Genomic DNA, 20,473 nt, shown 5'->3' with positions numbered 1-20,473 from the left:
CTGACTACCTACTGGCTTTCGTCGATTGTGCGGTCGCGCTCCTGCAACGCACGTATCCGCATCCGTTGCGCGGCCTGAATATGCGCACGCATTTCCGTCTCGGCCGCAGCACCATCACGGGCTTTCAACGCGATCATGATGCGCCGATGTTCGGCCACTGCCGCCTCAGCCCTGTCACCATCCAACAGTTGCGATGGCCCAAGGATCAGCAGCGCCTTTTGAAGCGACAGCATGGATTTCGTCAAAAACCGGTTCTTGGCCGCGTCAAGCAAAGTGGCGTGAAAAACTCTGTTAATCCGTGCCGTATCTGTACCGGTGCCCGCTTCGGCCAGCCGGTCTGTCAGCACGTCCAACTCATCCACTTCGACTTCTGACGCCGCGCGTGCTGCCAGCCGGGCTGCGGTACCTTCCAACACCGCGCGCATTTCATAGAGCTCCATGATCTCGGCGTAATCAAGACTTCGAACGGTTGCGCCCTGCCGGGGAACATGGGTGACAAGGCCATCGGCCTCAAGCTGCCGGATCGCCTCACGCACGGGGGTACGGCTGACGCCTAATCGTTCGGACAACTCGACCTCGCGCAGGCGTTCGCCGGGCAAAAGCGAGCCTTCGCGAATTTCTTCCAGCAAACGCTTATACGCGGAATTTCCTTGCGGACCGGGCTGGAAAGGGTCGTCCTGAATTGTCATTGCGGGCTCTCTTGTCATTATGTGTCCTGATGTATACAAATGGATACATTGTGAGTCAACAACGCCGGAATTCTTCCCTTGTCCGACCAGTTAAAGACATCTTCTCTGTTGTTAAGACGGGCCGTAACACTCGGCCTTGCAGTATTGGGAACGGGAGTATTCTGGGCATTGAGCTTGCCGTTGCCCTTTCTATTCGGCCCAATGAGCGCTTGTCTGATTGCTGCCTTGGCTCATGCCCCCATGGCGGGTTTCGGTCAGGTCTCAGTCGCGGCTCGCACAATATTGGGTGTGGCGGTTGGGGCGTCTATTACACCGGCCCTGTTTGTTGAATTGCCAAAGATGGCAGCATCGATCGCGCTGATCCCGTTCTTCATCCTTTTGATCGCGCTGGTTGGGGTGCCATTCTTTCGAAAAGTCTGGGGCTTTGACACCACAACCGCTTTCTACGCGGCTATGCCCGGTGGATTGCAGGACATGATCATCTTCGGTTCCGAGGCCGGGGCAAACCCGCGCACCCTATCCCTGATCCATGGTACGCGTGTGCTGATCATCGTGACGCTGGCCCCTTTGTTTTTAACCGTGTTTTACGACGCACAACTCACCAACCCAATCGGAGAGCCCGCCCGCGATCTGCCCTTGCGTGAACTGGCGCTTATGGTTCTGGCGGCCTTTGTTGGCTGGAAAGGCGGCGAACGGATCGGCCTGTTCGGCGCGTCCATACTGGGACCAATGATACTGACTGCGGCGCTGTCTCTGGGGGACGTCATTCATACCCGCCCGCCGCGCGAGGCCATCCTTGCGGCGCAGTTCTTTATCGGCTGCGGGATCGGTGTGAAATTTGTTGGCGTCACATGGGTTGAATTGCGCAGGGTTGTGGCAGCAGGCTTTGCCTATGTCGTCGTGCTAGCCATACTTGCGGCTGCCTTTACTGCTGTCGTCACTACACTGGGCTTCGGTCAGCCGGTCGAGGCATTTCTTGCTTTCGCACCCGGCGGACAGGCTGAAATGACGGTTCTAGCCATCGTTTCGGGGGCAGATCTTGGCTTTGTGATCACCCACCACCTGACGCGGATTGTTCTGGTCATCATCGGCGCGCCCATCGCGGCCAATCTTATCTTGCGTTGGTCCAAATCTCGGGATTGATCATGTGAATCGGAGCGTTCTCGGCATAGGCGTTAACCTGATCGAAGATGTCGGCAAATTGCAGGTCGAACTCATCTTCGGTGACGAAACCGATATGCGGGGTTGCGATCAGGTTGGGATGCGACAGCAACGGATCATTCGGATCTGTAAGGGGCTCTGTATCAAAGACATCAATTGCGGCCTTGCCAGGACGACCCGCGTTTAACGCGTCAAGCAACGCACCGGGAACAATTAGCCCTGCACGGGATGTATTCACAAACAGCGCGTCTTCTTGCATCTGCGCGAAATCTGACGCCGTGACTATCCCATGCGTGTCTGGTTTCAGGCGCACATGGATCGAGACGACGTCACTGTTGGCAAAGAACGCGTCGCGGTCGGGCGCGACCTGTACTCCATCTGCTTGTGCCCGTGCCCGGCCTTCGTCCGAAGACCACCAGACGACGTTCATACCGAACGCCTCGGCATAACCAGCGACGGCACGGGCAATACGGCCATAGCCATAAAGGCCCAGATGCCGCCCCCTAAGTGTTTTGCCTACTCCGGCCTGCCAATGCCCCGCCTTGGCCGAGGCTATCTGTGCAGGTAAATCGCGCATTCCGGCCATGATCAGCGCCCAGGTGAGTTCGGCAGCGGCATATGAGGGCGTCCCGCCATGCATGTTCGAACACAGCAGTACGCCGTGGTCCGAGCATGCCTGCACATCGACATGGGGGTACACGCTGCGCTGGCTGATAAGTTTCAGGTTGGGCAGTTTTTCAATCAAGGCGCGACTGATTTTGGTGCGTTCGCGAAACAGCACCAGCGCCTGAGCCTGATGCAAGCGCGCGGCCAGTTCGTCGGTGTCTTCGACATGATCGGTCCAGACCTTCACGTCATGTTTAGAAAGCTTCCCAAAACAGGGCAGACCCTGCAGCGTATCAAACCAATCATCCAGAATGTGAACCTTCATCGGCTTTCTATACCCTGCCCTGTTGTCAGCTTTCTTGGTGTCGGCACAAAATGCTGCGCGTCGAGTGCGGCAAGCGCATTTCGAACGCGTTCGCTTTGATCAAGTAAATGGTTGAACTGCTCATCGCATCCGGCGATCGGTGTTGGGTATTCCGCCATGTCCCGTCTTAGGGCCGCCTGCGCCAACCTGAGTTCCTGACGCGCAATATGAAGGCATTCAGAATAGTCATCCATCGCGGCATCCTAAAATTGTATACCGAAGTATACCAAATTATGATCCCTATTTCAACTCCCGTTCCATACAGATTCCGGCACATAGACATGTCCATCCGCCAACTTCCGTGCGGTCCGCACCAGACCTGCTGAGTTGACTTTGAACTCCTGGCCATTTGAAAAGTCCACTAACACGTCGATGTTGCCTGATGCATGTTCCAGCACAACATCAGCCGGGCTTGCCTCGGGTCGATCCAACAAACTGTCGGCGACTGTTCCGGGTGTCAAAGCGCAAGACGCCATACATTGTGCGCCGGTAACGGCCATGGTCGGATGAGTCTTCCACGGCATGAAATACCGAATTGCTAGGGTTCCACCTTTCTTGGCGGGCGCGACAAGGCCGAATTTGGGTGTCACTGATTTTGACACGTCCCCCATGCCCATCAATTTTCCGGCTTCGATCCGAACCGCCTCCATCCGGTCAAAGAAACCGCGGTTGGCATCCAACTCATCAGCGCTTTCATACCCTGTCAGGCCGAAATCTGAGGCCCGCGCGATGGCCATCGGCATGGCGACATCCATACAGGTCAGCTCGATCCCCTGCACTGTATCGCGCAGGTGTCCGGTGGGCAGGAACGCACCGGTGGCTGATCCTACAACTCCCATGAAACTAAGTTGTACCGGCGCTGATTGCCCGGGTACCCCGGCGATTTCTGCATCGCCTTCATAAACCAGCTCTCCCCCCGGCGTCTGCACTTTGGCTACAACACGGGCACCCGTGTTGACTGCGCGAATGCGAACCTCCGTCACATCACCTTGTGGCTGGAACAAACCCATTTCGATCGCAGCCGGAGCGACGCCGGACAGGATGTTGCCGCAGGTGGGTTTGAAATCGACCAACTTCTCTTCAACCGAAACCTGCGCGAAGAAATAGTCGATATCGGCCCAGTCATCGTCGCTGACCGACAGCATTGCAACCTTTGTGGTCACCGCTGTACCGCCACCGATCCCGTCGATGTTGATTGATTGCCCTGCCCCAAGGGCCGCGACCAGAACGTCGGCCAACCTGTCCCGATCTTCAGGCAGATCAGAGCGGCGGAAATAAGGCCCCCGCGAAGTGCCGCCACGCATGAAAATATACGGGATTGCTGTCTGGGTCATAGCGAACCGTCCTTTACAAACCGTGTGAGATTTTTTGTGAATTCAGCCCCGTGCTGCGTGCTGTTCATCAGGTCGGGCATCATTGGACCGCTTACTTCAGTGGCCATGGCAAGCTGACCATGTCTTGCAGTAGACCCGGCGGGAAATCCCGGTTCAGAGCACCTGCCATGAAGCACATGAAGCCAATGCCGCAGGCGGTCAGGATCAGAGTTAACCGCCAGTCCGCCCCGGAACGAATGCGAAAGAAGGCGATCAGGAATCCAAGCAAGGCGAGGATGAAACCCACAACCCAAGTGGCCGCGATCAAACTGGCGAACCATGCCAAGGTAGACCAGAGGCCGTGAGGCGCGCTCGCGTCCTCGCCGGCGATCTCTTTGTCTGCAAAGATTGGATCACCCTCGGGCCGCCTCATCATCTGGACCAACAAAATGACACAACAGAACAAAGACACGCTGCCGATCACCAGCGGGATGATCTTGTCGGTCATGTTGTAGTCGGGGATCATATTGGCGTTCACCAAAGCGACGATCAGATAGGCCATGATCACCAGCAGGAAGATCAGCGGCGCACGTTTGGTGCCTGCTTGAACATCACCCTCGGCCATGATCATCTTGGCTTGTCGAATACCTAGAATGATCGAAACAACCGTAACCACGATCAGCACGATGACGATTGGGCTGAACACGTACTCCATCCCCTCACCAAAGCTTTTGCGGAACCGGAAAGAGGCGATCTGGAACGCCTGATTGGTGAACTTCTCAACCGGGTTTGACAGGACAAAACCGATCAGGAAAGCCGGGCGCGACCAGTCGAAACGGCGCAGGAAGATGCCAATCAGACCGATGACAAACAAGGCCAGAAGATCTTCGAAATTCTGACCAGATTGAAAGGCTGCAAAGCTGATCAGCATGAACAGGAACGGCGCCAGATAGGTGAAGCGGATGGTTGTCAGTTTGGCGATACCGCCCGAAGCGGCGATACACAGAATGGTTCCAACGACGTTGGCCAACGCCAACAGCCAGACGATGGAATAGGTAATGTTGAGATTGTCCTTGAGCATGCTCGGGCCAACCTCAATGTCGCCAGACCCCAACAATGCAACTGCACCGATGAAAATCGCCATCGATCCCGAACCGGGAATACCAAACAGCAGAGTAGGAACAAGCCCACCACCCTCTTTTGCGTTGTTCGAGCTTTCCGGGCCAATGACCCCGCGCACTTCTCCCTTGCCAAAGTTGCTCTTGTCCTTGGTGGTTTGCACCGAGTGGCCATAGGCGATCCAGTCGACGACCGAACCTCCGAGGCCGGGGATGACACCGACAACCACACCGATGATCGAACACCGGACCGACAGCCAGATATTCGCAGCCCAATCCTTTACACCATCCAGCCATCCAGCCCCCAGCGAGGCCCCCTTGGCGATAGATCGATCCTGCCGCAGCAAAGAAACAATTTCGGGGACGGCAAAAATGCCCAGGCCCACGATGACCAGTTTCAGACCGTCCGTCAGATAAGGAATGTCATAGGTTGCCATACGCAGTGAACCGCCTGCGTCAGCCTCACCAATAGTTCCGACCATCAGGCCCAAACCCGCAGCGGCGATACCTTTCAGCGGAATGCGCCCTGCCAGAATAGCCACCATCGATAGGCCGAGAATAGTGATCATCAGCATCTCGGGCAGGCCAAAGGCCAGCACGATTGGTCGCGCGATCAGAATGAACATGGTCAGGAAGGTCGCGCCAACGAGCCCGCCAAACAGCGAAGACGAAAAGGCCGCTGACAATGCCCGAGCGGCCTCGCCCTTTTTTGCCATGGGGAACCCGTCCAGCACCGTGGCCTGCGAAGCAGAGCTGCCGGGAATACCCATCAAGACAGATGCGAACGTGTCCGAAGTGGGCACAACTGCGACCATCCCGATCATCAGCGCTAGACCCAGGATCGGGTCCATACCGAACATGAATGGCAGCAACAGGGAAAGACCGGCTATTCCACCGAGGCCAGGAAAAACCCCTACGGCCAGCCCCATGACAACACCCAATATTAGGTATCCCAGAACGATGGGTTGCAGGATCAGACCCCACGCCTCTCCAAGCGCAGGAAGAGCGGTGGCGAAAACCTCCATAGCGGCCGCCTTTCATAAATTGTATTGTGTATGGAAAAGCGCGCGCCCTTCGTTACAGGCGCGCGCTGCGGCTTATCGGCTTAGTTCAGCTCGACGCCATAGGCTTCTTTCAGCCAATTCAGGACATATTCCTTGGCATTGTCGTCGACATTGGTTGCCGTCTGCAGTGCCGACTTAGAACCGTCACCGACGAAAACCGGATATTTCCCAACGCGCTTGGACGAGATATCGGCAAAATCCCCGCGCTCGGTCACAGCCTGAAATGCGGCGGTATAAGCATCGACCACTTCCTGCGGTGTGTCGCCCGGCAGAAAGGCCAGTTTCTGTACCGGGAAACCAGCAACGAAGAAGGCTTTCCATGCGTCCCAGGCCTCGCCGCTGGTTTCACAACCATCAGTGGCCTCGCAAACCTCTTTAAAGGTCGGAATGTCCGGGAAGGTCGGGTCGCGGACGATGTTACCGTCAGCGTCCAGTGCGCCCCATGTCATCATTGGCACGGCCTGACCGGCCTCGACCAGCGGTGCCGAACCGCCCAGATACCCGGACGACGTCTGGTAGTCGATATTGGCTTCACCGCGTTCAAACATCAGTCGGCCGTCGCCGCGCCCCTTGATGCCGAATACCGGCTCAACATTCATACCCAACATTTGCCATGCCAAAAGCGGCACGAGGTCCAGCCGGGTCGCGCCCTGCGAACCGTAAATGAAGTTGGTATCTTTCAGTGCATTTGCGGAACCATCAAACTTGGCGCCGTCCTCGGCGTTCAGATAAGCGACACCGCCGGTGCCGGACGCCATCACCGGAATCCAATCATTGTATTCATAGCGGACGCGCGGATCGCTCAGCAGATACGGGAACTGTGTCGAACCCGAGGTGCCGAACAGCAAAGTTCCATCATCGTGCGCCTGTTCCTGGAACCAGTTGGCACCTTTGGTCGAACCTGCGCCTGGCATGAACTTAACAACCACGGTTGGCTGTCCTGGCAGAGCCTCGGACAGAAGTGGTGCAAAGAAATTGGCCCATTTGGCCGAACCGCCCGTTTCCGAGAACGGGATGACCCATTCGATAGTCTTGCCTGAGAAGTCGACCTCGGCTGCGGCGGGTGCCGTGAGACCGGCGGCGGCAATCAGCCCCACGACGGCGCGACGGGTGAATTTGGTAATGGCCATTGGTTCCTCCCTGTTGACCAGACAACCACGCCAGCGACTGTCGCGCCACCATGATCGTAAATAGAACTGTGGGGTTGATTCCCCCTCCCATCTGGCAATCATGGAGTGCCAACCTTGCGCGAAACTTGCAGGAGACCCGATGCGGATCGTCATCGTCGAGGATAATGAACCCCTTGCCAACGCAATTGCCTATCGTCTGCGAGACCGCGGACATGCAGCAGATGTACTGACCGACGGCGACGCAGCGGACCTGTATCTTGAACAGGAAAGCGCGGACTTGATCGTTCTGGACATCAACCTGCCAGGTCGGTCCGGGCTGGAAATTCTGAAATCGCTGCGCAACCGTGGAGACAGTGCGCCCGTAATTCTGCTGACAGCACGCACTGAGACAAGCGACCGGGTGTCTGGTTTGGACATGGGGGCCGATGATTATCTGGTCAAACCCTTCGAAATGGACGAGTTGGAGGCACGCATCCGGGCGCTTTCACGCCGCAAACAGCTTGATTACGGAGCGCGGGAAAGCATCGGAAGCCTAGAGTTCGACCGCACTGCTCGTCAGGTCAGCGTTAAGGGTGAGGTGATGGATATTCCGCGACGGGAAATAGCGGTGCTGGAATGCCTGTTGGAGCGTCGAGGCAGGATCGTTCCCAAAAGCCAACTAACTGATTACGTCTATGGTGTAGGGGCGGATGTCGAAGTTTCGGCTGTTGAACCTCATGTGTCGCGACTGCGAAAGCGTCTTCAAAACCTGGGTATAAAGATTAAGACAGCCCGCGGCCTGGGGTATCTGCTTGAGGTGCAGAAGTGATCAACCACGGCTCGCTCAGGCTAAGGCTGTTCATTCTTATCCTGACACCTTTGGTGCTGCTTGCAGTGCTGCTTGGGTTTTGGCGTTTTTTGGTTGCCCAGAAGACCGCTCAGGAGCTTTTTGACGACAGTCTACTCTCAGCTGGCCTGGCAATTTCGCGGGATGTGGCGATTTCGGGCGGTGATGCGTTGTCGCCCACCACACGCAGTCTGATCCGCGACGCATCGGGCGGTGAGATCTTCTATCATGTGACTGGCCCCGGCGGCATTTACGTGACGGGTTATGCCTACCCTCCGGCATCCGCGAACTCGTCGGTGCAAGAGGTGTACAAGCCACAGTTTTTCGAAGCGATCTACCGCGATGAACCGGTACGCGTTTTAAAGATGACAGAACGTGTGACCTTGGAAAATCTTGTAGGTGATGCGACGGTCACGGTTTGGCAACGGATGGCGGATCGCAACGCATTTGCCAATGAACTGTCCATTCGCGCCGGAATTGTCATGGGCATCCTGCTGGCCACCTTGGCTGTTGTGGTATGGTTCGGCGTAGCGCGTGGCCTGAGACCATTGCTGGATTTGCAGGACGCAATCGACCTTCGTTCGCCAGATGACTTAAGTGAGATTAAGCGTCCTGTCCCGGACGAAGTGCAAGGTGTTGTAAAGACTTTGAACCGGCTCTTTGGGCAGGTCGAACACAGCATCAACGCCCATCAGGTTTTCATTTCCGAAGCAGCTCATCAGTTGCGGAATCCGGCGGCCGCAGTCCAGTCGATGGCCGAGGCCCTGCGCGATGCGAAAACGGATGATGACCGAGAAAAACGCATCTACGAGCTTGTGGCGGCCGCAAAGAACTCGGCAACGGTGGCCGAACAACTGTTGTCACTTGAAAGGCTCAGGCAACCGACGCACCAGGATCAAATGGATGAGATTGATTTCCGCTTGGTTGTGGAAGAAGCCTGTGCCGAGATGGGTGTTCACATCCTGGCGAAGGGTATCGAGTTTGACGTTACGATGCCCGAGACGGCTATCATGGTGTCCGGTGATCGGGTGTTTTTAACTGAGGCCCTGAAGAACCTTTTGGACAACGCAGTAAAGCACGGCGGCACCAAGTTGAGCCGAATTTCTGTTGTGCTGCAGCGTGACGAAGGCGCGGTCAGTGTAACCGTAGCCGATGACGGAGCGGGCCTTTCGCCCGATCAAAGCGAAGCGGCCTTCAGTCGGTTTTCGCAGCTGGACTATTCCGAAGGCAGCGGGTTGGGGTTGTCAATCGTTTCAGCCGTGGCTCAACGGCATGGGGGATCGGTGTCGATCAACCAAGTCGAAAAAGGAGCAAGCATCACGCTCGAGCTTCCAATCGCCCTTTAAAACGGACGAATCCGTATGCTGAGCCCTGAAACCGCGCATCTAAATGTATGGCGGCGTGTTATTGCCGCTCGCTCTTCGCGGATAGGCATAGCATGGCTCAATCCACGGATTTGAAAAGAATTTCCGGGATTTCCCCTTTGAACTCGGGTAATTTTGACCCATCTCGGCGACACATTTTCCAAAGGAGAGACACATGTCGCGTACTATCATATTGGCCGTGGTCATCATTGCCGCTGGCGCAGGAATTTATTTTTACACTACCCAACCAGACCCCACACCCGCCGAACAATTGCAATCGGCGGCAGAGGACGCTTCTGAGGCTGTTAGCGAAGCGGCAAGCTCTGTGACCGAGCAAGCCAGTGAGGCCGCGTCTTCCATCTCGGAACAGGCCTCAGACGCTGCTGAACAAGCAGGACAAACAGCCACGGATCTGGCTGATCAGGCCGGCGATCAAGTTGCCGCCTTGGCAACTCAGGGCCAGGATCTGCTAAATTCATGGATTGAAGACGGCACACTGACCCTTGATAATTTTGACTATGACACGTTGGTCGCCTCGGTTCAGGAAAGCGATCTGGCGCAGAACCTTAAAACACAAGCCATCCAAATTCTGGACGATATCAAAGCATCGCCTGAAACGATCGCGACAAAGATCCAAGAACTCAGCAATCTGCTGTCAGGACAGTGAAACTCGGCGGGCTGCCATTCGGGGCAGCCCGTCCTCTTTTGGCGCAATCATTATTCCAAGCACGTCATCTTGCGTGTCGATTGGTCTTCCACACCGCATTTGATTGGTTGCGAACCAGCGGAACGCACACCAAGTCCATTGCCGCCGTGCCGCTCAATCGGAAAGAGCGTCTATGACCACCCTGCCCCTGACCAAGTTCGGAACCGATCTGACACAAGACGGACCTTCCGGTGAGGCCACCGGCACGAAAATCAGGCGCGGGTTGCGGCCAAGGTCCAAACCCGTTTCACCGATGGACACCGGCAAACCGACATTTCAGAACGACTTGCCTTGAAAGATGTGGTCTCAAGCTTGGCCTGTTCTTTGAAAAAGAGCGATGGAAAGGTGATCATCCCGCCCTAGCAAAAGACGCTCTGGTTGAGGGGGTATGCTCGGCGCGTTTAGAGTGTTGTTCTCGCTGTGCCAGAGGGTTTGACCGGTCAGCGCGTTGCTGCTGATCGGCGGGTCGAAGCTCGTATTCCGACTTCGCCTACAATCATATTAAATTACTTTTAATACTAACTTAACAACGTATTATGTGACTTATTTCAACTGCGGTAATTCACCCGATCACCTGTGTTTTTCGGGGGGATGTTCAGAGGCACGACCTCGGCTTGCACCTTCACGAAACTGATATAATTTGGCGGCATGGCAAGCGCTCGAATCGAAAACTTGGTAAGGCTCAAAAACTCTGAGGTGATAGCTCAGGGTAATCGGCAGTTTGTTTACCAACACCCTGATGCGTCCGACGCGCTTCTGAAAGTCCCGCAACCGGACACGACGGATGGCGAGAACGGTCTTTTGGGTGACACATGGTTCGATCGAACGTTTCGGCGATCTACTGTATTCAAAGGTTTCCTGCGCGAGTTTCACGAATCCTTTGACCTTATGGTGCGTTACCAGCACAGGGATGAGGCTATTCCTGTTTGTGAGGTCCGGGGTGTTGTGCAAACCGATATCGGCCTTGCCCTCGTCTATGAACGAATTTCCGAACCCGATGGGCAGTTGTCGCCCAGCCTGAAGGAGTTGGCGAAAAGCGGGGGCTTGACGCAAGAACATTTGGCTTCCCTGCACAAACACTTCGATATGTTGATCGAAGAACAGGTCCTTATCAGCAACAAGAATACCGGCAATATTGTCTATCAAACGTTTTCTGACGGGTCTGGCCGCTGGGTTTGGATCGACAGTTTTGGTAGCAAGCAGATCATCCCCGTTCGCCGCTGGTTTCGGTCTTTGAACCGGCGCAAGATCAATCAGATCAGAGAGAAATTTACGACCGTTGCCGAGAACGCTTTGCTCTCGAAGTCAGAGCGTTAGTCAACAAACCTCTCTTTGGCCAAAGAAACTACTCACTGGGTATCGGTCAAATATTGATTGCCCAAAAGAAAACGGTCGCAATTTCTTGCGACCGTTTGAAATTTGTAATTTGCAGCTATTAACGCTTCGAGAACTGGAACGAACGACGCGCTTTACGCTTACCGTATTTCTTACGTTCCACAACGCGACTGTCGCGGGTCAGGAAGCCAGCGGCTTTCAGTGCGCCACGCAGCGACGGATCGTACAGTTGCAGCGCTTTCGAGATGCCGTGCTTGACCGCACCGGCCTGACCGGTCAGGCCACCGCCTTTGACGGTTGCGACAACGTCGAACTCACCTTCTACACCAGCAACCTGGAACGGCTGGCGCAGGATCAGCTGCAGAACGGGACGAGCAAAGTACTTGTCCTGATCCTTGCCGTTTACAGTGACCTTGCCGGAACCCGGCTTGATCCAAACGCGGGCAACAGCGTCTTTACGCTTGCCGGTGGCGTAAGAGCGGCCCAGCTCGTCACGCACGGGTTCACGCACGATGACTTCTTCGGCCACGGTTTCAACGCCTGCGACGGCGCTCAGCTCTTCGAGAGTATTGATCTGATCAGCCATCGGTCATTAGCTCCGGGTGTTTTTCTTGTTCATGGACTTAACGTCCAGAACTTCGGGCGCTTGCGCCTCATGGGGATGCTCGGCACCGGCGTAAACGCGCAGGTTGGTCATAACCTGACGTGACAGGCGGTTGCCCGGCAGCATACGCTTGACCGCTTGGGTCACGACGCGCTCGGGGTGTGCACCCTCGAGGATCTGCTGCTTGGTGCGCGACTTGATGCCGCCCGGGTGGCCAGTGTGCCAGTAGAAGTTTTCTTCGCGCTTCTTGCCGGTCATCTGGATTTTGTCAGCGTTGATCACGATGACGTTGTCGCCCATGTCCATATTCGGGGTGAACGACGCTTTGTGCTTGCCACGCAGGCGCATGGCGACAATCGAGGCAAGACGGCCCAGAACAACGCCCTCGGCGTCGATCAGGATCCATTTCTTGTCGATGTCTGCAGGTGTTGCAGAAAAGGTTTTCATGGCAGGATAGTCCTGTTTGATGTGAAAGACCGCCCCAAGTCAGAGCGGCCCGAATTCGATGGAGCGTATTTAGAGGCCCCCGCAGCGCAGGTCAACAACACTAATCTCTTTTAAATATAGTAATATCAATGAGTTATAAAATAGGTATTATTTTACCCCACGATTAAGCCCCTTTACCCCTGCCCCGCCTCGCTCGCTATACTGAATAAGCAAGTCGACTCAAGGAGCGTGAATACTATGAAGTGGCAACAAACCATCGCTGACTACGGCGCATCCTGGCAAGAGACGGACCCGGAAAAACGCCTTTTGCTTTTGACAAAGTGCTTTGCTGAAAACGGCCGCTATGTAGACCCGACTGCCGATGTGAATGGCCGCGTGAACCTGTGCGATCATATTGGCGAAGTTCTACAGAGTTCTGGTGGACGTGTTGAACTGACAAGCGAACCGTCCAACCATCACGATGTTGTCCATTTCACTTGGCACATGGTTAGTCCAGAAGGCAGTATCGTTGTGTCTGGTCACGATTTTGTTCGTTTGGATGCCGGGGGTAAAATATCCGATTTGGCGGGTTTCTTTGGTGATCCGACCCCACTGAATTGAACGATTAAACACTGATCTGTTCCGGCGGATTGTCCAGCAGACGCCGCAACCTGTGCATCGCATCCTCAAACCGCTCCAGGGACACATGCCCGTTCATGGCTATACGAACCGCATTTGGGGCCCGTCCGTCCCGCAGAGCGAACTCATCGGCAGACCGAAGCTGTATCCCCTCTCGTTCAGCCGCACGGCTGAAGGCTGCGGCGCGCCAACCCGAAGGCAAGTTCAGCCAGACAAAAGGCACATCCGGTGCCCAGTTCAAATCGAACCCGCCCAAGGCGTTGACCGCAACGCGAACATATTCACCCATTCGAACCCGCACGTCCCTTGCAATCTGCAGCGTACGAGGATCAGACAGCAGCAACCTGGTCAATTCCGCCAACGGCTGCGCCAAACCAAAGTACCCGTATTCCGCCGAACGCCGCAGGTCGACGCTCCGCTCACGCGGGGCAATGGCAAACCCAACACGCAGCGCAGGTGTCAGAGTTTTCGAGATTGAAGATACATGCCACCCCCGTTCCGGTGCCAAAGCACGAAAGCTGGGTTCACGAGCGTCACCCATGCGATAACAATCATCCTCGATGATCTGAAGGTCAAAGCGCCGGGCCACGTCGACAATTTCTTTCCGACGTTCAAGCGGTGTATGCGCGCCGGTCGGATTCTGTACCTCTGGTGAAACGCAGATGGCTTGTGCTGGTGTCTGGCGCAGGACATGTTCCATCGCGGACGGATCTACGCCCCACTTATCCATTTTCACGCCAACCACGTCAGCGCGCATCAATTCCCCGGCCCGGCGGAACCCGGCATAGGAAAGGTCTTCGACCAGAACGACCGGTTTTGGCCCCCGCAGGATTGTTTGAAACACAAGGCACAGCCCATTTTGCCCCCCATGCGTCAGCACAATATCGTCATGCGACAATGCACCCAAAGGTAGGTCAGACAGCCACTCTACCACCGCCTGCCGCATGGGTTGATAGGCGTCGCGGGTCGGGTAGTTCAAAAATAGGCCCGGATCAGCCTGGGCCACTTTTTGCAGGCACTCCCGTATTAGCGAGACCTGCCCAACATCCGCCAATCGTGGGCTGAAAAGACTGACATTGGCATTGTACTTATTGTCTTGCAAATGCAGTTGGCGGGCCCAGACATCATCCAGGATTGGCGATTTGGGCGGGGCGACAAATGTACCACGTCCGACCTCGGCGTGTAACAATCCCTCATCCGTCAGAATCGTATAAGCCCGCGCAACTGTGCCCGGCGTGATTTGTAACCGATACGCCAATTCACGCACTGGGGGCAGCTTTGTCCCGACCTCCAGCAACTTGTTATCAATCGCTTTTCTGATTGTATCAGCGACCAGAGTATATTTCGGCCCCTTGGACTTTGGCAGCGATTCCGGCCAAATTGTATCCATTACAATTCTTCCTTTGATTTTGGCACAATCCTGAATGTATCAAGCACATATACCGAACACTTTAACTTTGTGTCAATACAATTTGAAAGGATACCCTGATGACACGCTCGATGCACAACCCCGCCCTCTTGCTGCTGAACGACAGCCCCCGGCTGCCGCTGATCGCCGCGCTGGCCGTGCGGTTTGCGGCGACGGTCACGAAATGGGAACGTCAACGCCGTAGCCGGCTCAATCTGTCCAAGCTGGATGACAGGCTTCTTAAGGATGTCGGTCTGACAAGATATCAGGCTCGACAGGAATTCACCCGCCCATTCTGGCAGGGTTGAGTTTTCCCCAGTCCCTTGATGGGACCTCTTCCTGGCCGGGCTTCGCCCGGCCTTTTTTATCCGAAGGCCGCCGCGGCCGATCCTTCGGGAGGTAATGAATAGGTCATCGTGGCGCGCGCGACGGGTCTGTCCGACCCTTCTGAAAACATCAACACATCCCCAACAGCCAGACTGCGGCCCAGCTTTAGCAGTCGACATCGGGCAATAATATCTTTGCCGCCCTCGGGTTTTCTTAAAAAATCTAAGGAGCTGTTCGTGGTAACGGCCAAGGATTGGCGTCCCTTGCGCGCCAGGATCATCGCATAGACACTAACATCCGCCAGCCCGAACATGGATGGCCCCGAAACTGTACCGCCAGGGCGCAGATGGCGATCTTCGACAACCAATCGCATCTCGATCGACTCCTCATCCAGCTTTTCCACGACGAAATCTCGATGTACCTGTGGGAAGATTTGCCGCAGGTATTCCATCAGGTCTTCCCGGCTCATGGCCAATGACATGCTTCCCCTCCTCGACTTGCCGACCTAGAGTTGGCCCAACATCGCTACGGAGGGCAAGATGGCAATTTTGGAACGTAACGACACAGGCGCAGTCGCCACACTGACAATGAACGCGCCCGATCGTCTGAACGCCCTGAGCGACGAAATGCTGGCTGCCCTGCAATCCGAGTTCGACAGCCTGCGCGACGACAGCGCGATTCGGGCGGTTATCCTGCGCGGTAAAGGCAAAGCGTTCTGTGCGGGCCATGATCTGAAACAGATGACAGCCGGACGTCAGGACGAGGACGGTGGCAAAGCTTATTTCCAGGGCTTGTTCGCCAGATGCACCCAGATGATGCTGTCAATCCGGTCCCTGCCCCAACCGGTCATCGCACAGGTCCACGGTATCGCCACCGCTGCGGGATGCCAGTTGGTCGCCACCTGCGATCTGGCCGTCGCGGCTGAAGGTACGCGGTTTGGCGTGAACGGAGTGAATATCGGTTTGTTCTGCTCGACACCGATGGTTGCCCTCAGCCGGAACATCCCGCGCAAGCGCGCGTTCGAGATGCTGACGACTGGCGACTTTATCTCGGCCGAAACCGCAGCCGAGCTGGGTCTGATCAATCGCGTCGTGCCCGAAATGCTTTTGGAGCATGAAACCGTGTCGCTTGCCGATCAGCTTGCGGCCAAATTGGGTTCGGCTGTGAAAATCGGCAAACAGGCCTTCTACAAGCAGCTGGAAATGCCTCTGGAGCAGGCCTATGACTATACCGGAGACGTAATGGCGCAGAATATGCTGCATCGCGATACCGAAGAAGGCATATCTGCATTTATCGAAAAAAGGCCGCCGAACTGGCACCAATAAAGCGATTATTGTCAACAATTTTTACGATTGTTCGTAATTTTGCACTTCCCAAAAGGGCGACACTGTGGCAATGCTGGGACAGGGCTATGGCTCTAGATACACTTTTTGGGTCGCCGTGGGCGGAAGGTCCCTCCAAGCTGGTTTCTCTCACCGGCGTCGACATTCCCGCAGCGGCGACCCCAAAATTCCCTTAAATTCTTAAACTAGGCGGCCTGTGTTGCGTTGCACGGTTCACTGTCCTATGTGGCAGCGCATGACACAAAAACTGCATATCGTGGGCGGCGGCATGGCCGGGTCCGAGGCCGCCTGGCAGGCGGCGGAAATGGGCGTAGATGTGGTGATCCACGAAATGCGACCCAAAGTAGGCACCTTTGCGCACCAAACTGGCAATCTGGCCGAGATGGTGTGTTCGAACTCATTCCGCTCAGACGATGATGAACAGAACGCCGTTGGCTTGCTGCATTGGGAAATGCGCGCCGCGAACGGCCTGATCATGACAACGGCGGACGCGCACCGGCTGCCCGCGGGTGGTGCGCTTGCTGTAGACCGCGATCCTTTTGCCGAGGCGGTTACCGCCAAACTGCAGGCCCATCCGCGTATCGAGGTTACAGGGGAAGAAGTCACCGCCCTGCCCGATGACGGCCAATGGATCTTTGCCACTGGTCCTTTGACATCGGCAACATTGGGTGACTCCATCCGAACCGAAACGGGTGCAGAGTCCCTGGCATTTTTCGACGCCATTGCCCCGATTGTCTATGCCGACAGCATCGATATGAGCAAAGCCTGGATGCAATCGCGCTATGACAAAGGCGAGACCGAGGAAGAACGCACCGCCTATCTGAATTGCCCAATGGACCGCGATCAGTATGAGGCATTTATCGACGCTCTGCTGGCCGCTGACAAAGCTGAGTTTCACGAAGGCGAAACGGCGGGGTATTTCGACGGCTGCCTGCCGATCGAGGTGATGTCAGAGCGTGGTCGCGAAACGCTGCGCCACGGCCCGATGAAGCCGGTCGGCCTGACTAATCCTCATCAGCCTGACGTCAAACCGCATGCGGTGGTGCAACTGCGCCGCGACAATGCCCTTGGCACGCTGTTCAATATCGTCGGCTTTCAAACCAAGATGAAATATGGCGCACAGACTGAAGTGTTCCGTATGATCCCCGGTCTGGAAAACGCCAGCTTTGCGCGGTTGGGCGGTATTCACCGCAATACGTTTATCAACTCTCCGACGCTTTTGGATGCGCAGATGCGGTTGAAATCGAAGCCAAATATCCGTTTTGCGGGGCAGATCACCGGGGTCGAGGGTTATGTCGAAAGCGCGGCGATGGGCCTGTTGGCCGGTCGTCTGGCCGCGGCCGAGATTCTAGGCCGGACCCTGCCCGAGGTTCCGCAGGACAGCGCCATGGGCGCCCTGATCCACCACATCACCGGCGGGGCCGAGGCCAAGACTTTTCAGCCCATGAACGTCAATTTCGGCTTATTCCGACCTGTCGACGGGCTAAAAGGCGGTCGGCGCGGTCGCAAGGACCGGTACAAGGCTTATACGGATCGCGCCAAGGCCGAGTGGACCAACTGGCTGGAGCAGTGTTGACTGGACGCTGTTGGCTCATGCAGCGTAGTATCAATGTATGAGCGATAAGTACCTCAAAGACGTCTATAATCTGGACACCCCGCAAGAGACGCATGCGCACTATCAGAAATGGGCGTCCTCCTATGATGCCGAGGTTGGCGCGCATGGCTATGCGACCCCCGGGCGGGTGGCCGAGGCGTTATGGTCAAAACTGCCCGAGCCGCAAACACCGATCCTGGATTATGGCTGTGGCACCGGATTGTCCGGTGTAGCCTTGCGTGCGGCGGGTTTCGAAGTGATTGACGGCGTTGATCCAACTCCGAAGATGCTAGAAGGCGCTCTGGCCAAGGGGGTCTATCGAAGTCTTTCAACCTTTGAGATCACCAATCCCGATCCGTTGGATCAAGGAGCCTACAAGGCAATCACCGCAATCGGTGTCATCGGGGTTGGCGCAGCACCGCCCGAGGTTTTCGATATGCTGATGCGCGCGCTTCCCGAAGGTGGCCTGCTTGGCTTTTCCTTTAATGATCATGCACTTGAGGACGTCTCTTACACTTCACGCTTGAATGATTGGCTTGATATGGGGGCAGCTCGATTGCTGTTTCGGGAATACGGTCCTCACCTACCAGGAATGGACCTTAAGTCAGACGTATATATCGTTGAAAAAGCGTGATATTTAAAACCCGATTTGCGCCGTCTCCCACAGGTCCGCTGCATCTGGGACATGCGTATTCAGCGATGCTCGCCCATGATCTGGCCAGGTCTGAAGACGGGCAATTCCTGTTGCGGATCGAGGATATCGACCAATCTCGATCGCGCGCCCACTGGGAAGAACAAATTTTTGATGACCTGAGGTGGCTTGAGCTGTGGTGGCCTGAACCCATCATGCGTCAGTCCGACCGGTTGGCAGTATATGACAGAGCATTGGATGACTTGTGGTCGCGGGGCCTGCTTTATCCCTGCACCTGCAACCGCAAAGATATCGCCGCTGCGGCCAGTGCCCCACAAGAAGGTGTACCGCTGCACGGGCCAGACGGGATCATTTACCCTGGGACGTGCCGTGGCAAACGTCGAGACACACAACGTCCCACGGACATTCCTTTGAGATTGGATATGGCCGCTGCAGGCCGCGTGCTTACGGGTTCAGCCCAACCCGGTGCAAAAGTCGGCGTATTTCACGAATCCGGCGCGGGACCAAATGGAGAGACGGGCACCATTCCGTTTTCTTCAGGCGAACTGACAGGCACAATCGGCGACGTTGTCCTGTCGCGACGCCATATGGGAACGTCTTATCACTTGTCAGTGGTCTTGGACGACGCCGCACAGGGTATTACCCACGTTGTACGCGGACAGGACCTGTTCGAAGCGACCCGTATTCATGTTGTGCTGCAAGCCTTGCTGGGTTTACCGACACCGCATTACCTTCATCACCGGTTGATCCGCGACGATGTAGGAAAACGTCTGGCCAAGCGTGACGATGCGCGGGCGATCTCGAAATACCGGGCCGAGGGGGCGTCGCCAGCAGATATCCGGGCGATGGTTGGACTGTGAACCGGTTACTCCATGGGTGACATCAGCTCGACCTCGTCGCCGTCTCGTACCGCGGTATAGAAACAGGTCCGGCGATTTGTATGACACGCAGCACCGGTTTGACGCACTAGAACCAGCAAACAATCGCGGTCGCAATCAAAGCGGAAATCCACCAATTCCTGCACATGGCCCGAGGTTTCGCCCTTGATCCAAAACGACTGACGCGACCGCGACCAATATGTGACGCGCCCGGTTTCCAACGTCTTCTCAATGGCTTGAATATTCATCCAGGCCATCATCAACACTTCGCCCGAGCTTGCATCCTGAGCGATGGCAGGGATCAGCCCGGCCTCATTAAACTTCAGCGAGGACGGATCAAACGCGACGGTGGCAGACATGAGAAAAACCTTTTGCATCCCGGTAGATGCTCACTATGTATGGGGAACAGACAACGAGGGAAAGCCATGTCCGGCGAGAACGACCTGATAAAGCTCTATTCCGGCCGCATTCTGGCGCTGGCTGCGGATATTCCGCATCTGGACCGGCTTGAGAATCCTGATGCTACGGTGAAAAAACGCTCACCCCTGTGCGGGTCGACGGTGACCGTGGATGTAAAGATACAGGACGGCAAGATCTTGGAGTTCGGGCAGGACGTCAAAGCCTGTGCCTTGGGCCAGGCTTCGGCCTCAGTCGTGGGCAGTGCCATCATCGGGGCGACTCGGGCGCAGGTGGAAACTGCACGCGATCAATTGGCCGCCATGTTGAAGAAAGACGGACCCGTACCTGATGCACCATTTGATGGGCTCAAAGTTCTGATCCCTGCGCGGGACTACAAGAACCGCCACGCATCGATACTGCTGGCCCTTGAGGCCACCGCCGAAGCGATGCGGCAGGCTGAACAGGCAAATTGCGCATAACATTGGAATTTTTGCGGGCAATCCGGTTTAATCACCCCGCATGATGTC

24 protein-coding genes are annotated in these 20,473 nt (G+C 55.9%); 13 read left to right on the top strand and 11 right to left on the bottom strand.

Features of this window, described 5'->3' with window-relative positions; all coding sequences use genetic code 11:
• Positions 1–8: 8 nt before the first annotated feature.
• Positions 9–689 carry a GntR family transcriptional regulator gene (locus ACR3EP_RS04970; RefSeq protein WP_170548838.1) on the bottom strand — a complete coding sequence of 227 codons (681 nt, stop codon included), beginning with the start codon at positions 687–689 and terminating at the stop codon, positions 9–11.
• A 225-nt stretch (positions 690–914) separates the two neighbouring features.
• Between ACR3EP_RS04970 and ACR3EP_RS04965 the strand changes: the two genes are divergently transcribed.
• A complete protein-coding gene (locus ACR3EP_RS04965; RefSeq protein WP_480636611.1) occupies positions 915–1,832 on the top strand; it encodes an AbrB family transcriptional regulator in 918 nt (305 codons plus the stop codon).
• Here ACR3EP_RS04965 and ACR3EP_RS04960 read toward each other — a convergent pair.
• The 5 genes from ACR3EP_RS04960 to ACR3EP_RS04940 form a co-directional block, all read right to left on the bottom strand.
• Positions 1,801–2,781: a D-2-hydroxyacid dehydrogenase family protein gene (locus tag ACR3EP_RS04960; RefSeq protein ID WP_480636610.1), complete on the bottom strand. Its 981-nt coding sequence runs from the start codon at positions 2,779–2,781 to the stop codon at positions 1,801–1,803. The two genes, ACR3EP_RS04965 and ACR3EP_RS04960, sit on opposite strands and share 32 nt — an antisense overlap.
• Positions 2,778–3,014 (bottom strand): hypothetical protein, encoded by a 237-nt coding sequence (locus ACR3EP_RS04955; protein WP_480636608.1) that lies wholly within the window; start codon positions 3,012–3,014, stop codon positions 2,778–2,780. Before ACR3EP_RS04955 ends, ACR3EP_RS04960 begins: the two co-directional genes overlap by 4 nt.
• Before the next feature lie 51 nt (positions 3,015–3,065).
• Positions 3,066–4,154 (bottom strand): 4-oxalomesaconate tautomerase, encoded by a 1,089-nt coding sequence (locus tag ACR3EP_RS04950; RefSeq protein ID WP_170375284.1) that lies wholly within the window; start codon positions 4,152–4,154, stop codon positions 3,066–3,068.
• A gap of 91 nt (positions 4,155–4,245) precedes the next feature.
• On the bottom strand, positions 4,246–6,276 hold the full coding sequence (locus ACR3EP_RS04945) for a tripartite tricarboxylate transporter permease (protein ID WP_480636607.1): 2,031 nt from the start codon (positions 6,274–6,276) through the stop codon (positions 4,246–4,248).
• An 80-nt stretch (positions 6,277–6,356) separates the two neighbouring features.
• Positions 6,357–7,445 (bottom strand): type 2 periplasmic-binding domain-containing protein, encoded by a 1,089-nt coding sequence (locus tag ACR3EP_RS04940; RefSeq protein ID WP_170358419.1) that lies wholly within the window; start codon positions 7,443–7,445, stop codon positions 6,357–6,359.
• A 139-nt stretch (positions 7,446–7,584) separates the two neighbouring features.
• Between ACR3EP_RS04940 and ACR3EP_RS04935 the strand changes: the two genes are divergently transcribed.
• The 5 genes from ACR3EP_RS04935 to ACR3EP_RS04915 all read left to right on the top strand — a co-directional run bounded on the left by ACR3EP_RS04935 (position 7,585) and on the right by ACR3EP_RS04915 (position 11,658).
• Positions 7,585–8,253 carry a response regulator transcription factor gene (locus ACR3EP_RS04935; protein WP_170348669.1) on the top strand — a complete coding sequence of 223 codons (669 nt, stop codon included), beginning with the start codon at positions 7,585–7,587 and terminating at the stop codon, positions 8,251–8,253.
• Positions 8,250–9,617: a sensor histidine kinase gene (locus tag ACR3EP_RS04930; RefSeq protein ID WP_480636605.1), complete on the top strand. Its 1,368-nt coding sequence runs from the start codon at positions 8,250–8,252 to the stop codon at positions 9,615–9,617. The genes ACR3EP_RS04935 and ACR3EP_RS04930 overlap by 4 nt, the downstream gene beginning before the upstream one ends.
• Before the next feature lie 193 nt (positions 9,618–9,810).
• The gene (locus ACR3EP_RS04925; protein ID WP_170375278.1) at positions 9,811–10,302 is read left to right on the top strand and encodes a hypothetical protein; all 492 of its coding nucleotides are present in this window, start codon (positions 9,811–9,813) and stop codon (positions 10,300–10,302) included.
• Between the two features lie 172 nt (positions 10,303–10,474).
• A complete protein-coding gene (locus ACR3EP_RS04920) occupies positions 10,475–10,636 on the top strand; it encodes a hypothetical protein (protein ID WP_480636603.1) in 162 nt (53 codons plus the stop codon).
• A gap of 353 nt (positions 10,637–10,989) precedes the next feature.
• Positions 10,990–11,658 (top strand): YrbL family protein, encoded by a 669-nt coding sequence (locus ACR3EP_RS04915; RefSeq protein WP_480636602.1) that lies wholly within the window; start codon positions 10,990–10,992, stop codon positions 11,656–11,658.
• Between the two features lie 118 nt (positions 11,659–11,776).
• Here the strand turns inward: ACR3EP_RS04915 and rpsI are convergent, their stop codons facing one another.
• Together rpsI and rplM are read right to left on the bottom strand one after the other, a co-directional pair.
• Positions 11,777–12,262, bottom strand: a complete 486-nt coding sequence (rpsI, locus tag ACR3EP_RS04910) for a 30S ribosomal protein S9 (protein ID WP_039535473.1) — start codon at positions 12,260–12,262, stop codon at positions 11,777–11,779.
• Between the two features lie 6 nt (positions 12,263–12,268).
• The gene (gene rplM / locus ACR3EP_RS04905; RefSeq protein WP_170348665.1) at positions 12,269–12,727 is read right to left on the bottom strand and encodes a 50S ribosomal protein L13; all 459 of its coding nucleotides are present in this window, start codon (positions 12,725–12,727) and stop codon (positions 12,269–12,271) included.
• 237 nt (positions 12,728–12,964) lie between these two features.
• Here rplM and ACR3EP_RS04900 point away from each other — a divergent pair, with 237 nt between their 5' ends.
• Entirely contained in the window at positions 12,965–13,327 is a 363-nt protein-coding gene (locus ACR3EP_RS04900; RefSeq protein ID WP_480636601.1) for a nuclear transport factor 2 family protein, read from the top strand.
• Positions 13,328–13,331: 4 nt separating this feature from the next.
• Here the strand turns inward: ACR3EP_RS04900 and ACR3EP_RS04895 are convergent, their stop codons facing one another.
• On the bottom strand, positions 13,332–14,735 hold the full coding sequence (locus ACR3EP_RS04895) for an aminotransferase-like domain-containing protein (protein WP_170394003.1): 1,404 nt from the start codon (positions 14,733–14,735) through the stop codon (positions 13,332–13,334).
• A gap of 98 nt (positions 14,736–14,833) precedes the next feature.
• Between ACR3EP_RS04895 and ACR3EP_RS04890 the strand changes: the two genes are divergently transcribed.
• On the top strand, positions 14,834–15,061 hold the full coding sequence (locus ACR3EP_RS04890; RefSeq protein ID WP_170348662.1) for a DUF1127 domain-containing protein: 228 nt from the start codon (positions 14,834–14,836) through the stop codon (positions 15,059–15,061).
• Positions 15,062–15,117: 56 nt separating this feature from the next.
• On the opposite strand, the gene ACR3EP_RS04885 is transcribed toward ACR3EP_RS04890, so the two are convergent.
• Entirely contained in the window at positions 15,118–15,561 is a 444-nt protein-coding gene (locus tag ACR3EP_RS04885; RefSeq protein ID WP_170394001.1) for a PaaI family thioesterase, read from the bottom strand.
• Positions 15,562–15,619: 58 nt separating this feature from the next.
• Here ACR3EP_RS04885 and ACR3EP_RS04880 point away from each other — a divergent pair, with 58 nt between their 5' ends.
• The 4 genes from ACR3EP_RS04880 (at position 15,620) to gluQRS (ending at position 19,529) form a co-directional block, all read left to right on the top strand.
• Positions 15,620–16,405: an enoyl-CoA hydratase gene (locus ACR3EP_RS04880; protein WP_480636599.1), complete on the top strand. Its 786-nt coding sequence runs from the start codon at positions 15,620–15,622 to the stop codon at positions 16,403–16,405.
• 253 nt (positions 16,406–16,658) lie between these two features.
• Complete coding sequence (trmFO, locus tag ACR3EP_RS04875; RefSeq protein WP_480636597.1) at positions 16,659–17,999, top strand: methylenetetrahydrofolate--tRNA-(uracil(54)-C(5))-methyltransferase (FADH(2)-oxidizing) TrmFO; 1,341 nt, start codon at positions 16,659–16,661, stop codon at positions 17,997–17,999.
• A 37-nt stretch (positions 18,000–18,036) separates the two neighbouring features.
• On the top strand, positions 18,037–18,651 hold the full coding sequence (locus tag ACR3EP_RS04870) for a class I SAM-dependent DNA methyltransferase (protein WP_170409786.1): 615 nt from the start codon (positions 18,037–18,039) through the stop codon (positions 18,649–18,651).
• On the top strand, positions 18,648–19,529 hold the full coding sequence (gluQRS, locus tag ACR3EP_RS04865) for a tRNA glutamyl-Q(34) synthetase GluQRS (RefSeq protein WP_480636595.1): 882 nt from the start codon (positions 18,648–18,650) through the stop codon (positions 19,527–19,529). Before ACR3EP_RS04870 ends, gluQRS begins: the two co-directional genes overlap by 4 nt.
• Positions 19,530–19,534: 5 nt before the next feature.
• Here gluQRS and hisI read toward each other — a convergent pair whose 3' ends face one another.
• The gene (gene hisI, locus ACR3EP_RS04860) at positions 19,535–19,924 is read right to left on the bottom strand and encodes a phosphoribosyl-AMP cyclohydrolase (protein WP_170358401.1); all 390 of its coding nucleotides are present in this window, start codon (positions 19,922–19,924) and stop codon (positions 19,535–19,537) included.
• A 48-nt stretch (positions 19,925–19,972) separates the two neighbouring features.
• Between hisI and ACR3EP_RS04855 the strand changes: the two genes are divergently transcribed.
• Positions 19,973–20,425: an iron-sulfur cluster assembly scaffold protein gene (locus tag ACR3EP_RS04855; RefSeq protein ID WP_480636593.1), complete on the top strand. Its 453-nt coding sequence runs from the start codon at positions 19,973–19,975 to the stop codon at positions 20,423–20,425.
• The last annotated feature ends 48 nt before the right edge of the window (positions 20,426–20,473 follow it).

Source organism: Ruegeria sp. BB10 (assembly GCF_056535725.1).
The sequence above is the reverse complement of the archived record's forward strand: the minus strand, read 5'-3'. Positions and strand labels throughout refer to the sequence as shown.

Excerpts from the sequence above, each read along its gene's own strand:
- ACR3EP_RS04970 (WP_170548838.1), bottom strand. The coding sequence starts at position 689 with ATGACAATTCAGGACGACCCTTTCCAGCCCGGTCCGCAAGGAAATTCC.
- ACR3EP_RS04960 (WP_480636610.1), bottom strand. The coding sequence starts at position 2,781 with ATGAAGGTTCACATTCTGGATGATTGGTTTGATACGCTGCAGGGTCTG.
- ACR3EP_RS04955 (WP_480636608.1), bottom strand. The coding sequence starts at position 3,014 with ATGGATGACTATTCTGAATGCCTTCATATTGCGCGTCAGGAACTCAGG.
- ACR3EP_RS04950 (WP_170375284.1), bottom strand. The coding sequence starts at position 4,154 with ATGACCCAGACAGCAATCCCGTATATTTTCATGCGTGGCGGCACTTCG.
- ACR3EP_RS04945 (WP_480636607.1), bottom strand. The coding sequence starts at position 6,276 with ATGGAGGTTTTCGCCACCGCTCTTCCTGCGCTTGGAGAGGCGTGGGGT.
- ACR3EP_RS04940 (WP_170358419.1), bottom strand. The coding sequence starts at position 7,445 with ATGGCCATTACCAAATTCACCCGTCGCGCCGTCGTGGGGCTGATTGCC.
- ACR3EP_RS04935 (WP_170348669.1), top strand. The coding sequence starts at position 7,585 with ATGCGGATCGTCATCGTCGAGGATAATGAACCCCTTGCCAACGCAATT.
- ACR3EP_RS04925 (WP_170375278.1), top strand. The coding sequence starts at position 9,811 with ATGTCGCGTACTATCATATTGGCCGTGGTCATCATTGCCGCTGGCGCA.
- ACR3EP_RS04920 (WP_480636603.1), top strand. The coding sequence starts at position 10,475 with ATGACCACCCTGCCCCTGACCAAGTTCGGAACCGATCTGACACAAGAC.
- ACR3EP_RS04915 (WP_480636602.1), top strand. The coding sequence starts at position 10,990 with ATGGCAAGCGCTCGAATCGAAAACTTGGTAAGGCTCAAAAACTCTGAG.
- rpsI (WP_039535473.1), bottom strand. The coding sequence starts at position 12,262 with ATGGCTGATCAGATCAATACTCTCGAAGAGCTGAGCGCCGTCGCAGGC.
- rplM (WP_170348665.1), bottom strand. The coding sequence starts at position 12,727 with ATGAAAACCTTTTCTGCAACACCTGCAGACATCGACAAGAAATGGATC.
- ACR3EP_RS04900 (WP_480636601.1), top strand. The coding sequence starts at position 12,965 with ATGAAGTGGCAACAAACCATCGCTGACTACGGCGCATCCTGGCAAGAG.
- ACR3EP_RS04895 (WP_170394003.1), bottom strand. The coding sequence starts at position 14,735 with ATGGATACAATTTGGCCGGAATCGCTGCCAAAGTCCAAGGGGCCGAAA.
- ACR3EP_RS04890 (WP_170348662.1), top strand. The coding sequence starts at position 14,834 with ATGACACGCTCGATGCACAACCCCGCCCTCTTGCTGCTGAACGACAGC.
- ACR3EP_RS04885 (WP_170394001.1), bottom strand. The coding sequence starts at position 15,561 with ATGTCATTGGCCATGAGCCGGGAAGACCTGATGGAATACCTGCGGCAA.
- ACR3EP_RS04880 (WP_480636599.1), top strand. The coding sequence starts at position 15,620 with ATGGCAATTTTGGAACGTAACGACACAGGCGCAGTCGCCACACTGACA.
- trmFO (WP_480636597.1), top strand. The coding sequence starts at position 16,659 with ATGACACAAAAACTGCATATCGTGGGCGGCGGCATGGCCGGGTCCGAG.
- ACR3EP_RS04870 (WP_170409786.1), top strand. The coding sequence starts at position 18,037 with ATGAGCGATAAGTACCTCAAAGACGTCTATAATCTGGACACCCCGCAA.
- hisI (WP_170358401.1), bottom strand. The coding sequence starts at position 19,924 with ATGCAAAAGGTTTTTCTCATGTCTGCCACCGTCGCGTTTGATCCGTCC.
- ACR3EP_RS04855 (WP_480636593.1), top strand. The coding sequence starts at position 19,973 with ATGTCCGGCGAGAACGACCTGATAAAGCTCTATTCCGGCCGCATTCTG.